This is a genomic window from Mycolicibacterium insubricum, from assembly GCF_010731615.1.
In the GTDB taxonomy this organism is placed as follows: domain Bacteria; phylum Actinomycetota; class Actinomycetes; order Mycobacteriales; family Mycobacteriaceae; genus Mycobacterium; species Mycobacterium insubricum.
The window spans coordinates 3,414,334-3,430,728 of the sequence record NZ_AP022618.1 but is presented as its reverse complement, the minus strand read 5'-3'; the positions used below and the strand labels follow the sequence as shown (position 1 = coordinate 3,430,728).

Here is a 16,395-nt window from a genome sequence, read left to right as displayed (position 1 = left end):
GCGCTGGTCTTTTCGGATATTCCCGCCTCCCCGCCCGCTCGGCACGTCAAGCGGATCGAATCCACACGATGACCGCCCGGCGGTTGGCGCGCCCGGTACGCCTGGCGCTTGCGCCCCGGCTCGGCTCAGACATCGACGGGGCCTGGTGGCCGAGGCACGCATCCGTGGCCGGTGAGCTACCGGAGCTGGTGTCGGTGCTGCGAACGCGGCTGGGCGAGGTTGACGGCATCGAGATCAACTGGTCGGCGACCGAAGGTGCGTCCGATCTTCGCTCCGTTGCGATGGAACCTGCTGCGCCTGTGGGATTGCATCGGCGGCCCAGGGTGATGTGGGTCCGTGGTGCCCGCAGTTCGGCGAAACTGTTGGTCATTCCGAGCTTGACGTCGGTGGAGTTCGGCACGTTGGTGCTCAAAGTTGCTGCCGGACTTCCGATCCGCGGATCAGATGACTCTGGCGAAGGTACGCGGCAGGCTCAGCGGGTGGTGGTCGCCGCGCGTGCCGAGAGCCTGTCCTGGACCCACCGCGGATGCGACGCGGGCACCGGATGAATCGCCAGATCCGGTAGACGAAAAGAACAGGGCTGGTGCATACCGCACCAGCCCTGTTCTGAAGTTTGCGTCTTGATCAGATGGCCGAAACGCCTACGGCCTGCGGGCCTTTGGCGCCCTGCTCGACCTCGAACTGAACCCGAGCGTTCTCTTCGAGCGTGCGGAATCCGCTGCCCTGGATCTCGGAGTAGTGGACGAAAACGTCAGCCGCGCCGCCGTCCGGAGCGATGAAGCCGAAGCCCTTTTCGCCGTTGAACCATTTCACAGTACCCTGTGCCATTGAATCTACTTCTCTCATTTCAAAACGCGACAACCAAAATGCGCGCGTACCCACCCTAACACGGAATTCGCCAGAAAGACTCGGCGAAGTTCGATTCCCGGTATCCCGCCGGCGGCTGGTCGACCGCCCATCGACCCCGGGAAATTCGATTTTCCGGATCCGGCCCCTGAGGCCACGGGCAATTCCGCACCGGGTTTGCGGAGTTGTGCGGTCGGGACCGGTCGGGAAGCACTACTCTCCGTCGATGGCCACCGAGCGACCGATGGCCGCGCTGGACGCGGCGATGATGACCGGAGACGTGCTCACCAACCCGATGCACGTCGCCGCGCTGCTCATCTTCACCCCGCCGCCCGGTTCCGACTGCCACTACGTCGACGACCTGTTCCGCGACGGTCTGCTCCACCTCGGCGGCGTCGATCCCCGGCTCAGCAAGCGCCCGCACATCGGGGCGGGCACGTTCGGCCGCTGGGTCTGGCAGGAGGTCGACGTCGACCTGTACAGCCATGTGCAGCGGCGGGTGCTGCCGCCGGAGTCCGGGGAAGCCGGTCTGTGGCAGCTGGTCGCCGACCTGCATAGCCTGCCGCTGGACCGGCACCGCCCGCTGTGGATGGCCTATCTGATCGACGGGCTGCCCGACGGCCGGTTCGCGTTTTACATCAAGCTGCACCACACCCTGGTCGACGGGGTGGAAGGGATGCAGATGATCGCCGACGGTCTCACCACCGACCCCGACGCCCGCGACGTCAAACCCTTCTACTCCGCCGGCGTGCACGCGCCCGAACCGAGGGCCGAGGCCGCGGGCGGCCCGCCGAACCCGCTGTCGCTGCTATCGGCGATCGCCTCGACCGCCGGATCGTCGATCGGGCTGGCGCGCAACCTCATCGGCGGCGGCATCGACTACCTTGCCGCTGCAGCCGAGGGCATCAGCCCGGCACCGCTGAGCGCGCCGTTCACCCGGTTCAACGACGCCCTGGGATTCAAACGCGCGGCCGCCGGCGGTAGTTGGCCACTGCCACGATTCCGCAGCGTCACCCAGGTGGCGCGGGAGGGCATCGCCGACACCGTCACCATCAACGACGTGCTGACCGCCGTCGTCTCCGGGGCGCTGCGCGGTTGGCTGCAGGATCACGACGAGCTCCCCGCCAGCTCCCTGATCGGTTTCTGCCCGATCAGCGTGCGCGCCGGGGACGGCAGCGCCGGATCGGGCACCGGCAACATGTTCGGCCTGCAACAGTGCCCGCTGGGTACCGACCTGGCCGATCCGGTGGCCCGGCTGACCCTGGTCCACCGGGCCATGGCCTGGGCCAAAGACCAGGTGGCCCGTCGGGGCTCGGCGGCCACGGTCCTGCTGACCACACCGAACCTGGTCCCCACCCTGCTGCTGTCCATGCTCCCGCTGACGCCGAAATGGCGCACCGGCTACAACGTGCCGATCTCCAACGTCCGCGGGCCGGCGCAGGACATGTACTTCAACGGCGCCCACCTGGACGCGCTGTACCCGGTCTCCACGGTGTTCGACGGCTTCGGCCTCAACGCCACGATCTGCTCCTATGCGGACACGGTGTCCTTCGGCTACGTCGCCGGGCGCAACCTGGTGCCCGACGTCGACACGCTGATCGGGCACACCGAGGCTGCGCTGACCGAACTGGAAACCGCGCTCGGCCGCTGAAACCGGTCGGAAAACCCCTATTAGTCGGAGCGAACGGCCGAAAAGTTCCCGGCCGTACCCGGGTTTTCTCGCTGTTTGCGCAGGTCGCCGAGCGCATGCGACGGTAGGCGAAATGCCTGCCCGCCCGGCGGGTTCGCACCCCCGGAAGAGAGGCCCGGTTGTCGACCGTCGAAGCCGACCGCGCCGAACCGCTCGCCCGCACCGGCCACCGCTTCCTGGTCGTCCGGCTGCACTTCTACGCCGGCCTGCTGGTCGGCCCCTTCCTGCTGATCGCCGCGCTCACCGGCGGCCTGTATGCGGTGGCCCCCAGCATCGAATCCTGGATGTACCGCGACCAGTTGCACACCGCCAACCGGGGCCCGGCCCTGCCGCTGGCCGATCAGGTACGCGCCGCCCAGGATGTGCGGCCGGATCTGGTGGTGTCGGCCGTGCGCCCCGCCGAGCGCCCGTCGGACACCACCCGGGTGATGTTCACCGACCCGATGCTGGGGGAGTCGGAGACCCGGGCGGTGTTCATCGACCCGGTCACCGGCGCCTCAACCGGTGAGCTGACCGTCTACGGCAGCAGTGGCGCACTACCGGTGCGGACCTGGCTGGACAATCTGCACCGTAGCCTGCACCTTGGGGAACCCGGCCGGCTCTACAGCGAACTGGCCGCCTCCTGGCTGTGGGTGATCGCCCTCGGCGGCCTGTGGATGTGGATCCGGCGGTACCGGCGGATGCGGGCTCAAGGTTCCGCGCGGGCCCGGCTACTCACCGTGGAACGTACAGCCAAGGGCCGACGGCGCACGCTGAACCGCCACGGCGTCGTCGGCATCTGGATCGCCGTGGGCCTGCTGTTCCTGTCGGCCACCGGGTTGACCTGGTCGACCTACGCCGGAGCCAACGTCGATAAACTGCGCGCCGCGCTGTCGTGGACCACGCCGTCGGTCAGCACCGAGCTGGTCCCCGGCGGGTCCACTCCGATGGCCGGTGAGCACGCCGGACACCATCACCCGATGACCGCCGCGCCGGCGGTCGCACCGTCGGGAACGCCGATCGCCGACCTGGACCGGGTGTTGGCGGCGGCGCGAGACGCGGGGCTCGACGGCCCGGTGCAGATCGGGATCCCGGCCGAGGCGACGACGGCGTTCACGGTCGCCCAGACCCGTCAGCCCTGGGTGCTGTCGAACAACGCCGTCGCCGTCGACGGCGCCACCGGGACTCTCACCGACGTCTCGTGGTTCGCCGACTGGCCGTTGGCCGCGAAGCTGTCGGCGTGGGGTATCCAACTGCACATGGGCACCTTGTTCGGCCTGGCCAACCAGGTGGTGCTGCTCGCACTGGCCGTAGCCCTGGTGGTGCTGATCGTGTACGGCTACCGGATGTGGTGGCAGCGCCGGCCCACCCGCTGCGGATTCGGCCGCCCGCCCGGACGCGGGGCGCTGGCCGCGATGGGGTCCGCACCGGCGGTCGCGACGCTCCTGGTGGCGGCGGGGATCGGCTGGTTCATCCCGCTGTTGGGCATTAGCCTGGCCGCGTTCCTGGCCGTCGACGTGCTGATCGGTCAATACCGGCGCCGCCGCGGCGTGCGTCTGGACATCCCGACCGCCACTCGATAGCCTCGCCGCACAACAGAGGGAGAGCTGATATGCGAATCGGCCTGGGCATCAACTACGCGGGCGGATTCAAGGAGGTTGCCGCCGAGGTCGCCGACCTGGAACGCGCCGGCCTCGACGTCGTCTTCGTCCCCGAGGCATACTCCTTCGACGCGGTCAGCGCGCTGGGCTACCTGGCCGCGAAAACCGAACGGGTGCAACTGGCCTCGGGAATCCTGCAGCTCTACACCCGCACCCCCACGCTGACCGCCATGACGGCCGCCGGCCTGGACTACGTTTCCGACGGCCGCTACATCCTGGGGCTGGGCGCGTCCGGCCCGCAGGTGATCGAAGGGTTCCACGGCGTGCCGTATGACGCGCCGATCGGGCGCACCCGCGAGGTCGTCGACATCTGCCGGCGGGTGTGGCGGCGCGAACCGCTGGAATACGACGGCCGCTACTACACCATCCCGCTGCCGGCCGACCGGGGCACCGGCCTGGGCAAGCCGCTCAAGCTGATCAATCAGCCGGTGCGGGAACGCATTCCGGTGCTGCTGGCCGCCCTCGGGCCCAAGAACGTCGAACTCGCCGCGGAGATCGCCGAGGGCTGGCAGCCGATCTTCTACCTGCCCGAGCGCGCGGGCGACGTCTGGGGCGACGCGCTCGCCGCGGGTACCGCCAAACGGGACCCGGCACTCGGACCGCTGGACGTCTACGCCGGGCCGGCCCTGGCCATCGGCGAGGACGTTGAGCCGCTGCGCGAACTCATCAAACCGCACCTGGCGCTCTACATCGGCGGCATGGGTGCGCGCGGCAAGAACTTCTACCACGACCTGGCCACCCGGTACGGCTACGGTGCGGCGGCCGACCGCATCCAGGAGCTGTACCTGGCCGGGGAGAAGGAGGCCGCGGCGCAGGCGGTGCCCGACGATCTGGTCCGCGACGTGTCGCTGATCGGGCCGCTCGGCTTCGTCAAGGAGCGGGTGGCGGCCTACCGGGAGGCCGGCGTGACCGTGCTCAACGTCGTGCCGCTGGCCGGGACCCCGGCCGAGCGGGTCGCGCTCATCGAGCAGCTACGGGAGCTGTGCTGACCCGTACCCGCTAAACCCCGGCCGGTTCCTCGTCCCTGGTCGGCACCTCCGGCCAGGGAGAGGGCTTGGGACGGGGCCGCACCAGTTGCGGCCACCAGAACCAGCGTCCCATCAGCGCCGCGATGGACGGTGTCATGAACGCACGGATGACCAGGGTGTCGAACAGCAGGCCCAGCCCGATGGTGGTGCCCACCTGGGCCACCACCGTCATCGCGCTCACCGACATGGAGATCATGGTGAACGCGAACACCAACCCGGCCGAGGTGACCACCGACCCGGAACCGCCCATCGCCCGGATGATCGCGGTGTTGATACCGGCGGGCAGTTCCTCGCGTAATCGGGCCACCAGCAGCAGGTTGTAGTCCGCACCCACGGCGAGCAGCACGATCACCGCCATCGCCATCACCATGAAGTGCAACTCGATGCCGATGATGTGCTGCCACAACAGGATCGACAGGCCGAACGACGAGCCCAGCGATACCAGCACCGTGCCCACGATCACCGCCGCTGCGATCACCGAGCGGGTGATGATCAGCATGATGATGAAAATCAGGCTCAGCGCGGCGATTCCGGCGATCAGCAGGTCGTAGTTGTTGCCCTCCTGCATGTCTTTGAACGCCGAGGCGGTACCGGCCAGATAGATCTTCGAGCCCTCCCACGGGGTGCCCTTCATCGCCTCGCGGGCGGCCTGCTTGATGGCATCGATGTTCTTGATGCCATCGGCGGTGAGCGGGTCCGCGTCGTGGGAGACGATGAACCGCACAGCCTTGCCGTCGGGGGAGATGAAGCTCTTCATCCCGCGCTTGAAATCGGCGTTGTTGAAGATCTCCGGCGGCACGTAGAACGAGTCGTCGTTCTTCGCCTTGTTGAACGCGTCACCCATCTTCGTCTGGCCGTCGGACATGGCGTTGCCCTGATCCTGCATGCCCTTCTGCACCTGATACATCTGCAGCATCATGGTTTTCGACGAGCGCATGGTCTCGATCTGCGTCGGCAGCGTCGCCAGCATCTGCGGCATCAGGATGACCAGACGGTCCATGTCGGACATCATCGAATTGAAGGTGTCCAGCATCGGGTCCATCTTGTCGATCGCGTCGAAGATCGACCGGATCGACCAGCACATCGGGATGTTGTAGCAGTGCGGCTCCCACTGCAGATAGTTGCGCAGCGGCCGGATGAAATCCTCGAAGTCGGCGATGTGATTCCGCAGATCGTCGATGTCACCGAACATGGTGTGCATCTTGGTCACCATGGAGTTCATGGTGCCGATCATCTCGCCCATCAGCTTCACCATCGACTCCATCGTGTCGATGGTCGTCTGCATGTCCTGGGCCTGGGTGAGCATGTCCGCCAGGCCCTTCTCCTGATAGCTGCGGTTCATCTCCGACATCACGCCGCTGCGGCTGATCATCGCCGGAAGAGTGGTGAAATCAATGGGTTTGCCGTCGGGCCGGCTGATCGCCTGCACGCTGCCGATGCCCGGCACCCGGAACACGGTGCGGGCCACCTTCTCCAGCACCAGGAAGTCCGCCGAATTGCGCAGGTCGTGATCGGTCTCGATCAGCAGGATCTCCGGGTTCATCCGGGCGGGGGAGAAATGCCGGTCCGCCGCGGCGAATCCCTCGTTGGCGGGCAACGACTTCGGCAGGTAGTTGCGGTCGTTGTAGTTGGTCCGGTACCCGGGCAGGGTCAGCAGGCCGACCAGTGACAGCGCGATGGTGGCCAGCAGCACCGCGCCCGGCCAGCGCACCACCACCGCACCCAGGCGGCGCCACTCCCGGATCCGCATGGCGCGCCGCGGTTCCAGCAGCTTGCCGAACCGGGTGGCGATGCTGATGATGGCCGGCCCCAGGGTCAGCGCGGCCAGCACGGCCACCGTCATCCCGACCGAGATGGGGATGCCGAGGGTCTGGAAGTACGGGAGATTGGTGAAGTGCAGGCAGAACAGTGCGCCGGCGATCGTCATACCCGAGCCCAACACCACGTGTGCGGTGCCGTGGAACATCGTGTAGTAGGCCGACTCCTTGTCCTCGCCGGCCGACCGCGCCTCCTGATAGCGCCCGATGAAGAAGATCGCGTAGTCGGTGGACGCGGCGATGGCCAGCGTCACCAGCAGTTGGGTGGCGAACGTGGAGAGCCCGATCAGATCGTGGTAGCCCAGGAAGGCGACGACACCGCGCGCAGCCGCCAACAGCAGCATCACCATGAACAGCATCACCAGCACGCTGGTAATCGAGCGGTATACCCACAGCAGCATGCCGATGATCACCCCGAAGGTGGTGAACTCGATGATCCGCACGCTCTTGGTGCCGGCGACCTGCTGGTCGGCGGCCAGCGCCGTCACCCCGGTCACGTAGACGTCGAGGCCGTCGGGCCGGGGCAGATCGCGCACCAGATCCTGGACGGCGTGGGTGGACTCGTTGGCCAGGGCCTCACCCATGTTGCCCTTGAGATACACCTGCACGTAGGTGGCCAGGCCGTCGTTGCTCTGGGCGCCGGCCGCGGTAATCGGGTCGCCCCAGAAGTCCTGCACGTGCTCGACGTGGGCGGTGTCGGCGCGCAGCCGGGCGACCATCTCGTCGTAGTAGCGGTGCGCGGCGTCGCCGAGCGGGTCCTTGCTTTCCAGCACGATCATCGCCGAGGCGTCGGACTTGAACTCGTCGAAGTCCACGCCGATGCGCTTCATCGCGATCATCGACGGGGCGTTGTCCGGGCTCATCGACACCGAACGCATTTCGCCGACCACTTCGAGCTGCGGAACGGTGGTGGACAGGACCGCGATCAACCCGATCCAGGCGAGCACGACGAACACCGCGTAGCGGCGCAGGAATCGTCCGATGCCGCGGTGCGTATTGGTCTGCGCCGCTTGGTCAACGGCCGGGGGTGCCTCCGACACGGGCGTCGGCGCTCCTTCCTCCCGCGGCAGGTATCTAGTCTATCTAGAGGTCGTTACGAGAGCCTAACCTACCCCGGCGCGCCGGTGGTTCCGCCGTCGTCGGCGGGACGGGCAGACCGGATCAGACGCGAGCGGCGATGAAGCTGGCGGCCTGCTGCGGGTACGGCGACTGCTCGTAGTTGCTGTGCGCCGAGCGGTCCCGGCCGTCGGAGCAGATCGGGTCACCCGGGCTGCACAGGTCGATGGTGCGGCCGGCGAACTGACCGTTGGACGACAGCGGCTCACCGAAGCGACGGCCCGGGTTGCCGAACACCGCCACCGCGGCGACGTTGTTGGCCAGATCCGGCGCCAGTGCCGGGGCCGAACCGAACATGCCGATCCGCTCACCCACCGGCGGAACCCCGGCCAGCATCGACATCGCGGCGGCGCCCTGCGAATAGCCGCCCAGCACGATCTTGGTGTTCGGGCAGTTATCCGCCATCCACGCGATGTGCGCGGCGGCGTCGTTGGCGCCGTTCTGGGTGTTCAGGAAGTTGTAGCTAGCCGGATAGTTCACCGCGTAGGTGCCCATGCCGGAAACCTTGTTGGTCAGTGCGGCGGCCAGCGCGTCGCCGACGAGGCCCAGTCCGGGGGCTTCGGCGGTACCGCGGGCGAACACCAGCTCGGCGCGGGGGCAGTCGTCGGCGATTGCGGCCGGGGCGGCCGCCACGGACAGCGGGGTCAGTACGGCGGCGGCGAGCAGGCCGCTGAGAGACAGGCGAGAAAGCATTAGGGCATCCTCGCACAGCTCGCCGGACAGCGACGAACCGGCGACGCGAAACCGCAGGTCAGGACAGTAATAGGTATCCGATGCCGATCACCGTCGCCAGGCACACCACGGTCAGCGGCAGACCGAACCGGAAAAACGTCCCGTTGGTGTAGCGACCGGGTTTGAGCACCATCAGGTTGGACTGGTGGCTGTAGGGGTTGAGGAAGGTGAACGAGATGCAGGTTCCGATCAGGGCCAGCAGCATGACCGGGTCCATCTGCATCTTGTCGGCGACCACCAGGGCCATCGGGGTCAGGATGGCCGCCGCGGCGGCGTTGGTGACGAAATTGGTCAGCACGGTGGTGGCGATCGCAATCGCGGCCACCTCCACGGCGATATTGCCCTGTCCGATGGCCAGCAACCCGTCGCTGATGTAGTTGCCCAGTCCGCTCTTGACGACGATCACCCCGAGCCCGACCGAGCCCGCGATGATCGTCAGGATTTGCCAGTTCAGGGCCCGAACCGCGGATCGGGGCGTCAGCACCCGGGTGATCACCATCAGGGCCGCGCCGGTGGTCGCGGCCAGTTCGATGGGGGCCAGGCCCATCGACCCCGCGACGATGACCGCCGCCAGGATGCTCAACGCCACCCAGGTCTTGCCGGTTTCGGGTGCCTTGTCGGACACCTTCTGCCACAGGCCGACCAGCGGATGGTTCTCCAGCACGTCGACCGAGCGGGCGGTCACCATGCACATCTCCCCGGGGCGTGCCGGCGTGTCGCGCAGCAGCTCGTCGGTCTCGGCGGCGATCACCTCGACGTCCTCGTCCTCCTCGAGGTCGCGGATGGTGGCCTGCTCGTCGGTGGCGATCGACACCATGTAGAGGTGCTGCGGTGACTGGCCGAAGCGCGGACTGGCCCACAACATCCGTACACCGGACTCGCTGGCCCGGTAGACCAGCACGTCGCCGCTCTCCAGCACCTCGTTGTCGGGGATGCTGCGGCCCCAGCGCTGCACCTCGACGAGTTCGAACTCCGGGGTGGTGGACACGCCCACCTCGGCCGCGGTGTGGCCGACGGCGATGGCGCCGGAGGCGATCGGGATCTCCGCGCGCCAGGACAGCTCGGGCTGGTGGCGGTGCGGGGTGCCGCGCAGCATCGGGCGGCTGGTGACCACCAGCACCACCCAGCCGACCAGCGCCACCGGGACCGCGATCGGCGCGAAGGAGAACATCGACATGTGCACCTGGGGGGCGGCCAGCCCGGCGATCAGCAGGTTGGAACTGGTGCCGATCAGCGTCGCCGACCCGGCCAGGGTGGTGGCGTGCGCGATCGGCAACAGCACGCTGCGGGCCGGCACCCCGGACTGCTGCTCCAGTTCCCGGGTCGCCGGGATCAGCATCGCCACGATCGGGGTGGTGTTGATCAGCGCCGAAATGGTTCCGACCGGTGGGATGAGCCGCAGCAGCGCGTGCCGGGAGCTGTCCACCCCGTTGAGCAGCCGGTAGGTGACCCGGGAGATCACCCCGGTGTGCAGTACGCCCTTGGCGATCACCAGCATTGCCGCGATCGTGATCACGCCGCCGTTGCTCAGCCCGCCGAACAGCTCGGTGGGCGTGGCGATCCCGACCAGCCCGGCGACCACCAGCCCGGTGATCAACGCGAGCACCGGCTGGACCCGGCCGCTTGCCATCGCCACCAGGGTGAGGATGACGATGATCGCCGCCAGGATGGCCATGGCGTGCATTATTGACCACCGGTGCGACGGCGGTTCCCCTGTTGACCAGACCGTGTCCTCGCACCGCCGCCGGCCGGAGCGCGTCGACCGCCGATGTCCACCCCGGTGTTGTAGCTTCAGATCCACGCATGGGGTAGCGAGGAGATCGGGGTGGAAGCCAGACCGTTTGGCCACTATGAGCTGCGGGAGCGGCTGGGTCGCGGCGGGATGGGCGAGGTGTACCGCGCCTACGACACCCGCACGGATCGCGAGGTGGCACTCAAGCTGTTGCCGCCGGAGCTTGCCGAGGACGAGGCGTTCCAGCAGCGTTTCCGCCGCGAGGCGCACGCGGTGGCCGCGATCACCGAACCGCACGTGGTCCCGATCCACGGCTACGGCGACGTCGACGGCCGGCTGTATCTCGACATGCGCCTGGTGGAGGGGCGAACGCTGGACACGGTGATCACCGAGGACGGGCCGACGGGCCTGCCCCCGGAACGCTGTGTGCGCATCGTCGAGCAGATCGGTGCGGCGCTGGACGCCGCGCACGCCGAGGGCATCACCCACCGCGACGTCAAACCGTCGAACATCCTGGTCACCGGCAGCGATTTTGCGTACCTGATCGACTTCGGGCTGGCCCGCGGTGCCCGGGACTCCGGGTTGACGACGGCCGGCAGCACCCTCGGGACGTTGGCCTACATGGCGCCCGAACGATTCGACAACACGGTCACCGATCCGCGCTCGGACATCTATGCGCTGGCCGCCGTCTTCTACGAGTGCCTGACCGGGGAGCGTCCCTTCCAGGGCGACAGTCTGGAAGCGCAGCTGTCGGCGCACGTGCGCCACGCGGCGCCCAAACCGTCGGCGAACCGGCCCCGGCTGGCGGCCTTCGACGAGGTCGTCGCCAAGGGGATGGCCAAGAACCCCGAACGGCGCTACCAGACCGGTGCGGCACTCGGCGAGGCCGCGCGCAAGGCGCTGGCCGTCCCGGTGCGCGCGGGTTCGGGTCGGCACTCGGCACCGATGCCGACGCGAACCGTGACTCCCAAACGGTTGGCGTTCGCTGCCGCCGCGCTGCTGATCCTCGTCGGCGCGGTCACCGGCTGGTGGGTGTGGCGCGACCGGTCTGCCCAATCGCCCGCGCCGGCGCCCGGGGACACTCTCGCGTCCATCGCCGCCGGGGTTCCACAGGACATCAAGGACCGCGGCACCCTGGTGATCGGCGTCAATGTGCCTTACGCGCCCAACGAGTTTCGCGGTGCCGACGGCCGGCTCCAGGGATTCGACATCGACCTGATGAACGCGATCGCCGACACGCTGAACCTGAAACCGCACTACCGGGAAACCGAATTCGACGCCATCGTGACCGGTGTCGTCGACGGCGACCTCGACGTCGGAGCCTCCTCGATCGCCGACACCCGGGAGCGGGAGCGGCAGGTGCGGATGGTCGGCTACCTGCGGTCGGGCACGCTGTGGGCGCGCCGGACCGGATCGGCGGTGGACCCGGCGCAACCGTGCGGCCTGCGGGTGGGCGCGACCAGCGGACTGCAGCTCAGTGCCGAACTGCCCGCCAAGAGCGCGGCGTGCGTGGCCGCGGGCCTGCCGGCGGTCGATGTGGTGAACTTCGACGCCCAGAACGAGGTGACCGCCGCCCTGCTGGACGGGCGCATCGACGCGATGTCGGCCGACGCGCCGGTCACCGGCTACGCGATCGGGCTCAGCCACGGCAGCCTGGAGGCAGCCGGTGAGACCTTCGACCGGGTGCCCTACGGCTGGGCCGTTGCGAAGGGTTCGACGCTGACCGAATCGCTGCAGAAGGCGCTGCAGCATCTGATCGACACCGGGGCCTACCGCGACATCGCCAAGAAGTGGGGGATGGAGACCTGGATGGTGCAACGCGCGATGGTCGACGCGGCGCCGCGCTGAGTTCCCCGCCCGGGCGTCAGCCGAACAGGGTCCCCAGCGAATCGCGCACGAAGAACAGCAGGAAGCCGGCCGCGACCACCCACAGCAGCGGGTTGATTTCACGCGCCCGGCCCGCCGCCGACCGGATCACCACCCAGGACACGAATCCGACCCCGATGCCGTTGGCGATCGAGTAGCTCAGCGGCATCACCGCCACGGTCAGCACCACCGGCAGGGCGACCGAGAAATCGGACAGGTCGATGTCGCGCAGGTTGCCGGCCATCATCGCGCCGACCACCACCAGGGCCGCCGCGGCAACCTCCGACGGCACGATCTCGGCCACCGGGGTCAGGAACATCGCGGACAGGAACAGCAGCCCGGTGGTGATGCCGGCCAGCCCGGTGCGGGCGCCCTCGCCGATACCCGAACCGGACTCGACGAACACCGTGTTCGACGACGCCGAGGCCAGGCCGCCGACGACGGCGCCGGTGCCCTCGATGACCAGCGCGGACTGCAGGCGCGGGAAGTTGCCGTCGACATCGGCCAGACCCGCCTGGCGCGACAGCCCGGTGAACGTGCCCATGGCGTCGAAGAAGTTGGTGAAGACCAGGGTGAACACCAGCATCAGCGCGGCCAGTGCGCCGATCCGGCCGAACCCGCCGAAGCTGACGTCGCCGAGCAGCGACAGGTCGGGCACCGCGACCGGTGAACCCGACAGCGACGGCACCGACAGCCGCCACCCGCCCGGGTGCTCGTTCGCCGGACCGAGATGCCAGATCGCCTCGACGGCCACCGCCAGCACGGTGCCGGTCACCAGTCCGATCAGGATCGCGCCGCGCACCTTGCGCACGATCAGCACCCCGGTCACCAGCAGCGTCACGATGAACACCGCGGTCGGCGCACCGTTGATCGACCCGGCTCCCTGCGGTCCGAGTCCGACTGGGGGAGAGGGACTTCCGGTCGCGGCGACGAAGCCGGCATTGACCAGGCCGATAAACAGGATGAACAGTCCGATGCCGGCGGTGATCGCCAGCTTGAGTTGAATCGGGACGGCGTCGAACACCATCTTGCGGACACCGGTGGCCGCCATCGCCACGATGATCAGACCGTTGACGACCACCAGGCCCATCGCCTCGGCCCAGGTCAGCGATCCCACCACCGAGCTGGCAAGAAACGAGTTGATGCCCAGGCCGGCGGCGAATGCGAACGGCAGCCGGGCCACCACCGCGAAGACCACGGTCATCACACCCGCGGCGAGTGCGGTGACCGCGGAGACCTGCGCGAAGCCCAGCCGGTGTCCGTCGACGTCGGCGGCCGAGGACAGGATGATCGGATTGAGCACCAGGATGTAGGCCATCGCGATGAACGTGACCAGCCCGCCGCGCAATTCGGTGCCGACCGTCGAGCCGCGGGCGGTTACCTCGAAGAACCGGTCCAGCCGGGTGCCGATCCCGTCGCTCAAGTGCGCACGTTCATCGGCGGAACATTCCAGATCTGGTCGCAGTATTCGCGGATGGACCGGTCCGAGGAGAACTTGCCGCTGCGGGCGGCGTTGAGGATCGACATCCTCGACCAGGTGTCGCGGTCCTTCCACGCCTGGTCCACCCGGTCCTGGCATTCGATGTAGGACGCGTAGTCCGCCAGCACCAGGAACGGATCATGGAACACCAGCGAATCCAACAGCGGCCGAAGGATTTCGGTGTCGCCGTGGGTGAATGTCCCGTCGGCGATCAGCTGCAGCGCCGCGGTGAGTTCGGGGTTGCGCTCGATGTAGTCGGCGGGCCGGTAGCCGGTCGCCTGCAGGTGCTCGACCTCCTCCACGGTCAGCCCGAACAGGAAGAAGTTCTCCGGTCCGGCCTCCTCGCGGATCTCGACGTTGGCGCCGTCGAGCGTACCGATGGTCAACGCGCCATTCATCATGAACTTCATGTTGCCGGTGCCGGAGGCCTCCTTGCCGGCGGTGGAGATCTGCTCGGACAGGTTGGCCGCCGGGTAGATCAGATGCGCGTTCTGCACGTTGAAGTTCGGCAGGAACGCGACCCGCAGGAACCGGTTGACGTCGGGGTCGTTGTTGATCGTCTCGCCGACGGCGTTGATCAACTTGATGATCCGCTTCGCCATGTGGTAGCCGGGCGCGGCCTTGCCGCCGAAGATGAAGGCCCGCGGCGGGATTGACAATCGGCGCTGGGTCTTCAGCCGGTGGTACAGGGTGATGATGTGCAGCACGTTGAGATGCTGGCGCTTGTACTCGTGGATCCGTTTCACCTGGATGTCGAACAGCCAGGACGGATCGAGTTCGATGCCGGTGGTGGCGTGCACGTACTCGGCCAGCCGGGCCTTGTTGGCGCGCTTGACCATCCGCCAGCGGCGGCGGAACTCGTCGTCCTCGACGTAGTTCTCCAACTCGCGCAGCTTGCCCAGGTCGGTCAGCCAGCCGTCGCCGATGGTGTCGTCGAACAGTTCCCGCAGCCCGTGGTTGGACAGGGCCAGGAAGCGCCGCGGCGTCACCCCGTTGGTGATGTTGCCGAACCGCTCCGGCCACATCTCGTAGAAGTCTTTGAGCACACTGGCTTTGAGCAACTCCGAATGTAGCTCGGCCACACCGTTGACGGCATGGCTGCCGACCGTGGCCAGGTACGCCATCCGCACGCTCTTGCCGCCGCTCTCGTCGATCAGCGACATCCGGCGCACCCGGTCCTCGTCGCCGGGGAAACGGTCGCGGACCTGCTCCAGGAAATGCTGGTTGATCTCGTAGATGATCTCCAGGTGCCGCGGCAGCGACTCACCGAACAGGCTCAGCGGCCAGGTCTCCAGGGCCTCGGGCAGCAGGGTGTGGTTGGTGTAGCCGAAGGTGGCCACGGTGATCTTCCAGGCCTCGTGCCAGTCGAGGTGGTGCACGTCGACGAGCAGGCGCATCAGCTCGGCCACCGCGATGGAGGGATGGGTGTCGTTGAGCTGGACGGCCCAGTTGTTCGGCAGCTCGCGCAGCGGCAGCCCGGCGACGTCGATCTGGATGTGGATGATGTCCTGCAGCGAGCAGGTGACGAAGAAGTATTGCTGCAGCAGCCGCAGGCGCTTGCCGATGTCGGGCTCGTCGTTGGGGTAGAGCACCTTGGTGACGGTCTCGGCGTGGACTTCCTCTTCGACGGCCTTGTAGTAGTCGCCGGTGTTGAACGCGTCCAGGGCGAAGGATTCGATGGCCCGGGCGCTCCACAGGCGCAGGTGGTTGCAGTTGATGACGTCGTAGCCCTGGATCGGGGTGTCGTAGGCGACGCCCTTGATCACCTGCCCGGGCACCCAGCGCACCCGGAAATGCCCGGCGACGTCGACGTATTTCTCGGTGTGTCCGCGCCAGAAGACATCGTGGGTCGAGTCGGGCTTGGCGATCTCCCAGGGATTTCCGCGAACCAGCCAGTTGTCGGTCTTCTCGATCTGCCAGCCCTCTTGGATCTGCTGGTCGAAGATGCCGAATTCGTAGCGGATGCCGTAGCCGACCGATGGGCGCTGCAGTGTCGCCAGCGAATCCAGATAACAGGCCGCCAGCCGGCCGAGACCACCATTGCCCAGGCCGGGTTCTTCCTCGCAGGCCAGCACCTCGTCGAAGTCCTGACCGAGGTCGGCCAGCGCCTCCCGCGCCTCGTCCTCGATCTGCAGGTTGATCAGGTTGTTGCCCAGCTGCGGCCCCATCAGGAACTCCGCGGACAGGTAGCAGACCGCCTTGAGGCCCTGGCTCAGGCCGGTCTGCACGGTGGACATCCACCGGGCTTGCATCCGGTCCCGGATGGCCAGCGCGAGCGCGTGGTAGTAGTGCTGGGTGGTCAGGATCGCCGGGGGGCTGGCGATGGAGTACAGCAGATGATCGGCGATGGCGGTCCGCAGTGCGTGCGCCGTCATGCCGGTGCGGGACAGGCCCGTCGGGCTGCGCTGTTCGTCTTCGCCGAGATCGTCCATAACGTCGCTCATCGTC

The 16,395-nt window shown here is 67.8% G+C and carries 11 protein-coding genes; 5 read left to right on the top strand and 6 right to left on the bottom strand.

From position 1 onward, the window contains the following. The first annotated feature begins 68 nt into the window (after positions 1-68). Positions 69-548 (top strand): DUF5994 family protein, encoded by a 480-nt coding sequence (locus G6N16_RS16165; RefSeq protein WP_133052849.1) that lies wholly within the window; start codon positions 69-71, stop codon positions 546-548. Between the two features lie 76 nt (positions 549-624). Here the strand turns inward: G6N16_RS16165 and G6N16_RS16160 are convergent, their stop codons facing one another. After that, on the bottom strand, positions 625-828 hold the full coding sequence (locus tag G6N16_RS16160; protein ID WP_083028880.1) for a cold-shock protein: 204 nt from the start codon (positions 826-828) through the stop codon (positions 625-627). A 244-nt stretch (positions 829-1,072) separates the two neighbouring features. Between G6N16_RS16160 and G6N16_RS16155 the strand changes: the two genes are divergently transcribed. The 3 genes from G6N16_RS16155 (at position 1,073) to G6N16_RS16145 (ending at position 5,165) form a co-directional block, all read left to right on the top strand. Continuing rightward, positions 1,073-2,497, top strand: a complete 1,425-nt coding sequence (locus G6N16_RS16155; protein WP_083028881.1) for a wax ester/triacylglycerol synthase family O-acyltransferase — start codon at positions 1,073-1,075, stop codon at positions 2,495-2,497. Between the two features lie 158 nt (positions 2,498-2,655). Continuing rightward, on the top strand, positions 2,656-4,098 hold the full coding sequence (locus G6N16_RS16150) for a PepSY-associated TM helix domain-containing protein (protein WP_083028882.1): 1,443 nt from the start codon (positions 2,656-2,658) through the stop codon (positions 4,096-4,098). A 29-nt stretch (positions 4,099-4,127) separates the two neighbouring features. Beyond that, on the top strand, positions 4,128-5,165 hold the full coding sequence (locus tag G6N16_RS16145; RefSeq protein WP_083028883.1) for an LLM class F420-dependent oxidoreductase: 1,038 nt from the start codon (positions 4,128-4,130) through the stop codon (positions 5,163-5,165). 10 nt (positions 5,166-5,175) lie between these two features. Here the strand turns inward: G6N16_RS16145 and G6N16_RS16140 are convergent, their stop codons facing one another. The 3 genes from G6N16_RS16140 to G6N16_RS16130 all read right to left on the bottom strand — a co-directional run bounded on the left by G6N16_RS16140 (position 5,176) and on the right by G6N16_RS16130 (position 10,544). Continuing rightward, complete coding sequence (locus G6N16_RS16140; RefSeq protein WP_083028884.1) at positions 5,176-8,061, bottom strand: MMPL/RND family transporter; 2,886 nt, start codon at positions 8,059-8,061, stop codon at positions 5,176-5,178. A 121-nt stretch (positions 8,062-8,182) separates the two neighbouring features. Further along, entirely contained in the window at positions 8,183-8,776 is a 594-nt protein-coding gene (locus G6N16_RS16135) for a cutinase family protein (RefSeq protein WP_407663698.1), read from the bottom strand. A 112-nt stretch (positions 8,777-8,888) separates the two neighbouring features. Further along, positions 8,889-10,544: an SLC13 family permease gene (locus G6N16_RS16130; protein ID WP_083028928.1), complete on the bottom strand. Its 1,656-nt coding sequence runs from the start codon at positions 10,542-10,544 to the stop codon at positions 8,889-8,891. 150 nt (positions 10,545-10,694) lie between these two features. On the opposite strand from G6N16_RS16130, the gene stpK7 reads away from it, so the two are divergent. Then, positions 10,695-12,449 carry a serine/threonine protein kinase StpK7 gene (gene stpK7 / locus G6N16_RS16125; RefSeq protein ID WP_083028886.1) on the top strand — a complete coding sequence of 585 codons (1,755 nt, stop codon included), beginning with the start codon at positions 10,695-10,697 and terminating at the stop codon, positions 12,447-12,449. Positions 12,450-12,465: 16 nt separating this feature from the next. Here the strand turns inward: stpK7 and G6N16_RS16120 are convergent, their stop codons facing one another. Both G6N16_RS16120 and G6N16_RS16115 read right to left on the bottom strand, forming a co-directional pair. Further along, positions 12,466-13,890 carry an NCS2 family permease gene (locus G6N16_RS16120; protein ID WP_234805685.1) on the bottom strand — a complete coding sequence of 475 codons (1,425 nt, stop codon included), beginning with the start codon at positions 13,888-13,890 and terminating at the stop codon, positions 12,466-12,468. After that, on the bottom strand, positions 13,887-16,391 hold the full coding sequence (locus G6N16_RS16115; RefSeq protein WP_083028929.1) for a glycogen/starch/alpha-glucan phosphorylase: 2,505 nt from the start codon (positions 16,389-16,391) through the stop codon (positions 13,887-13,889). The genes G6N16_RS16120 and G6N16_RS16115 overlap by 4 nt, the downstream gene beginning before the upstream one ends. Positions 16,392-16,395: the final 4 nt, after the last annotated feature.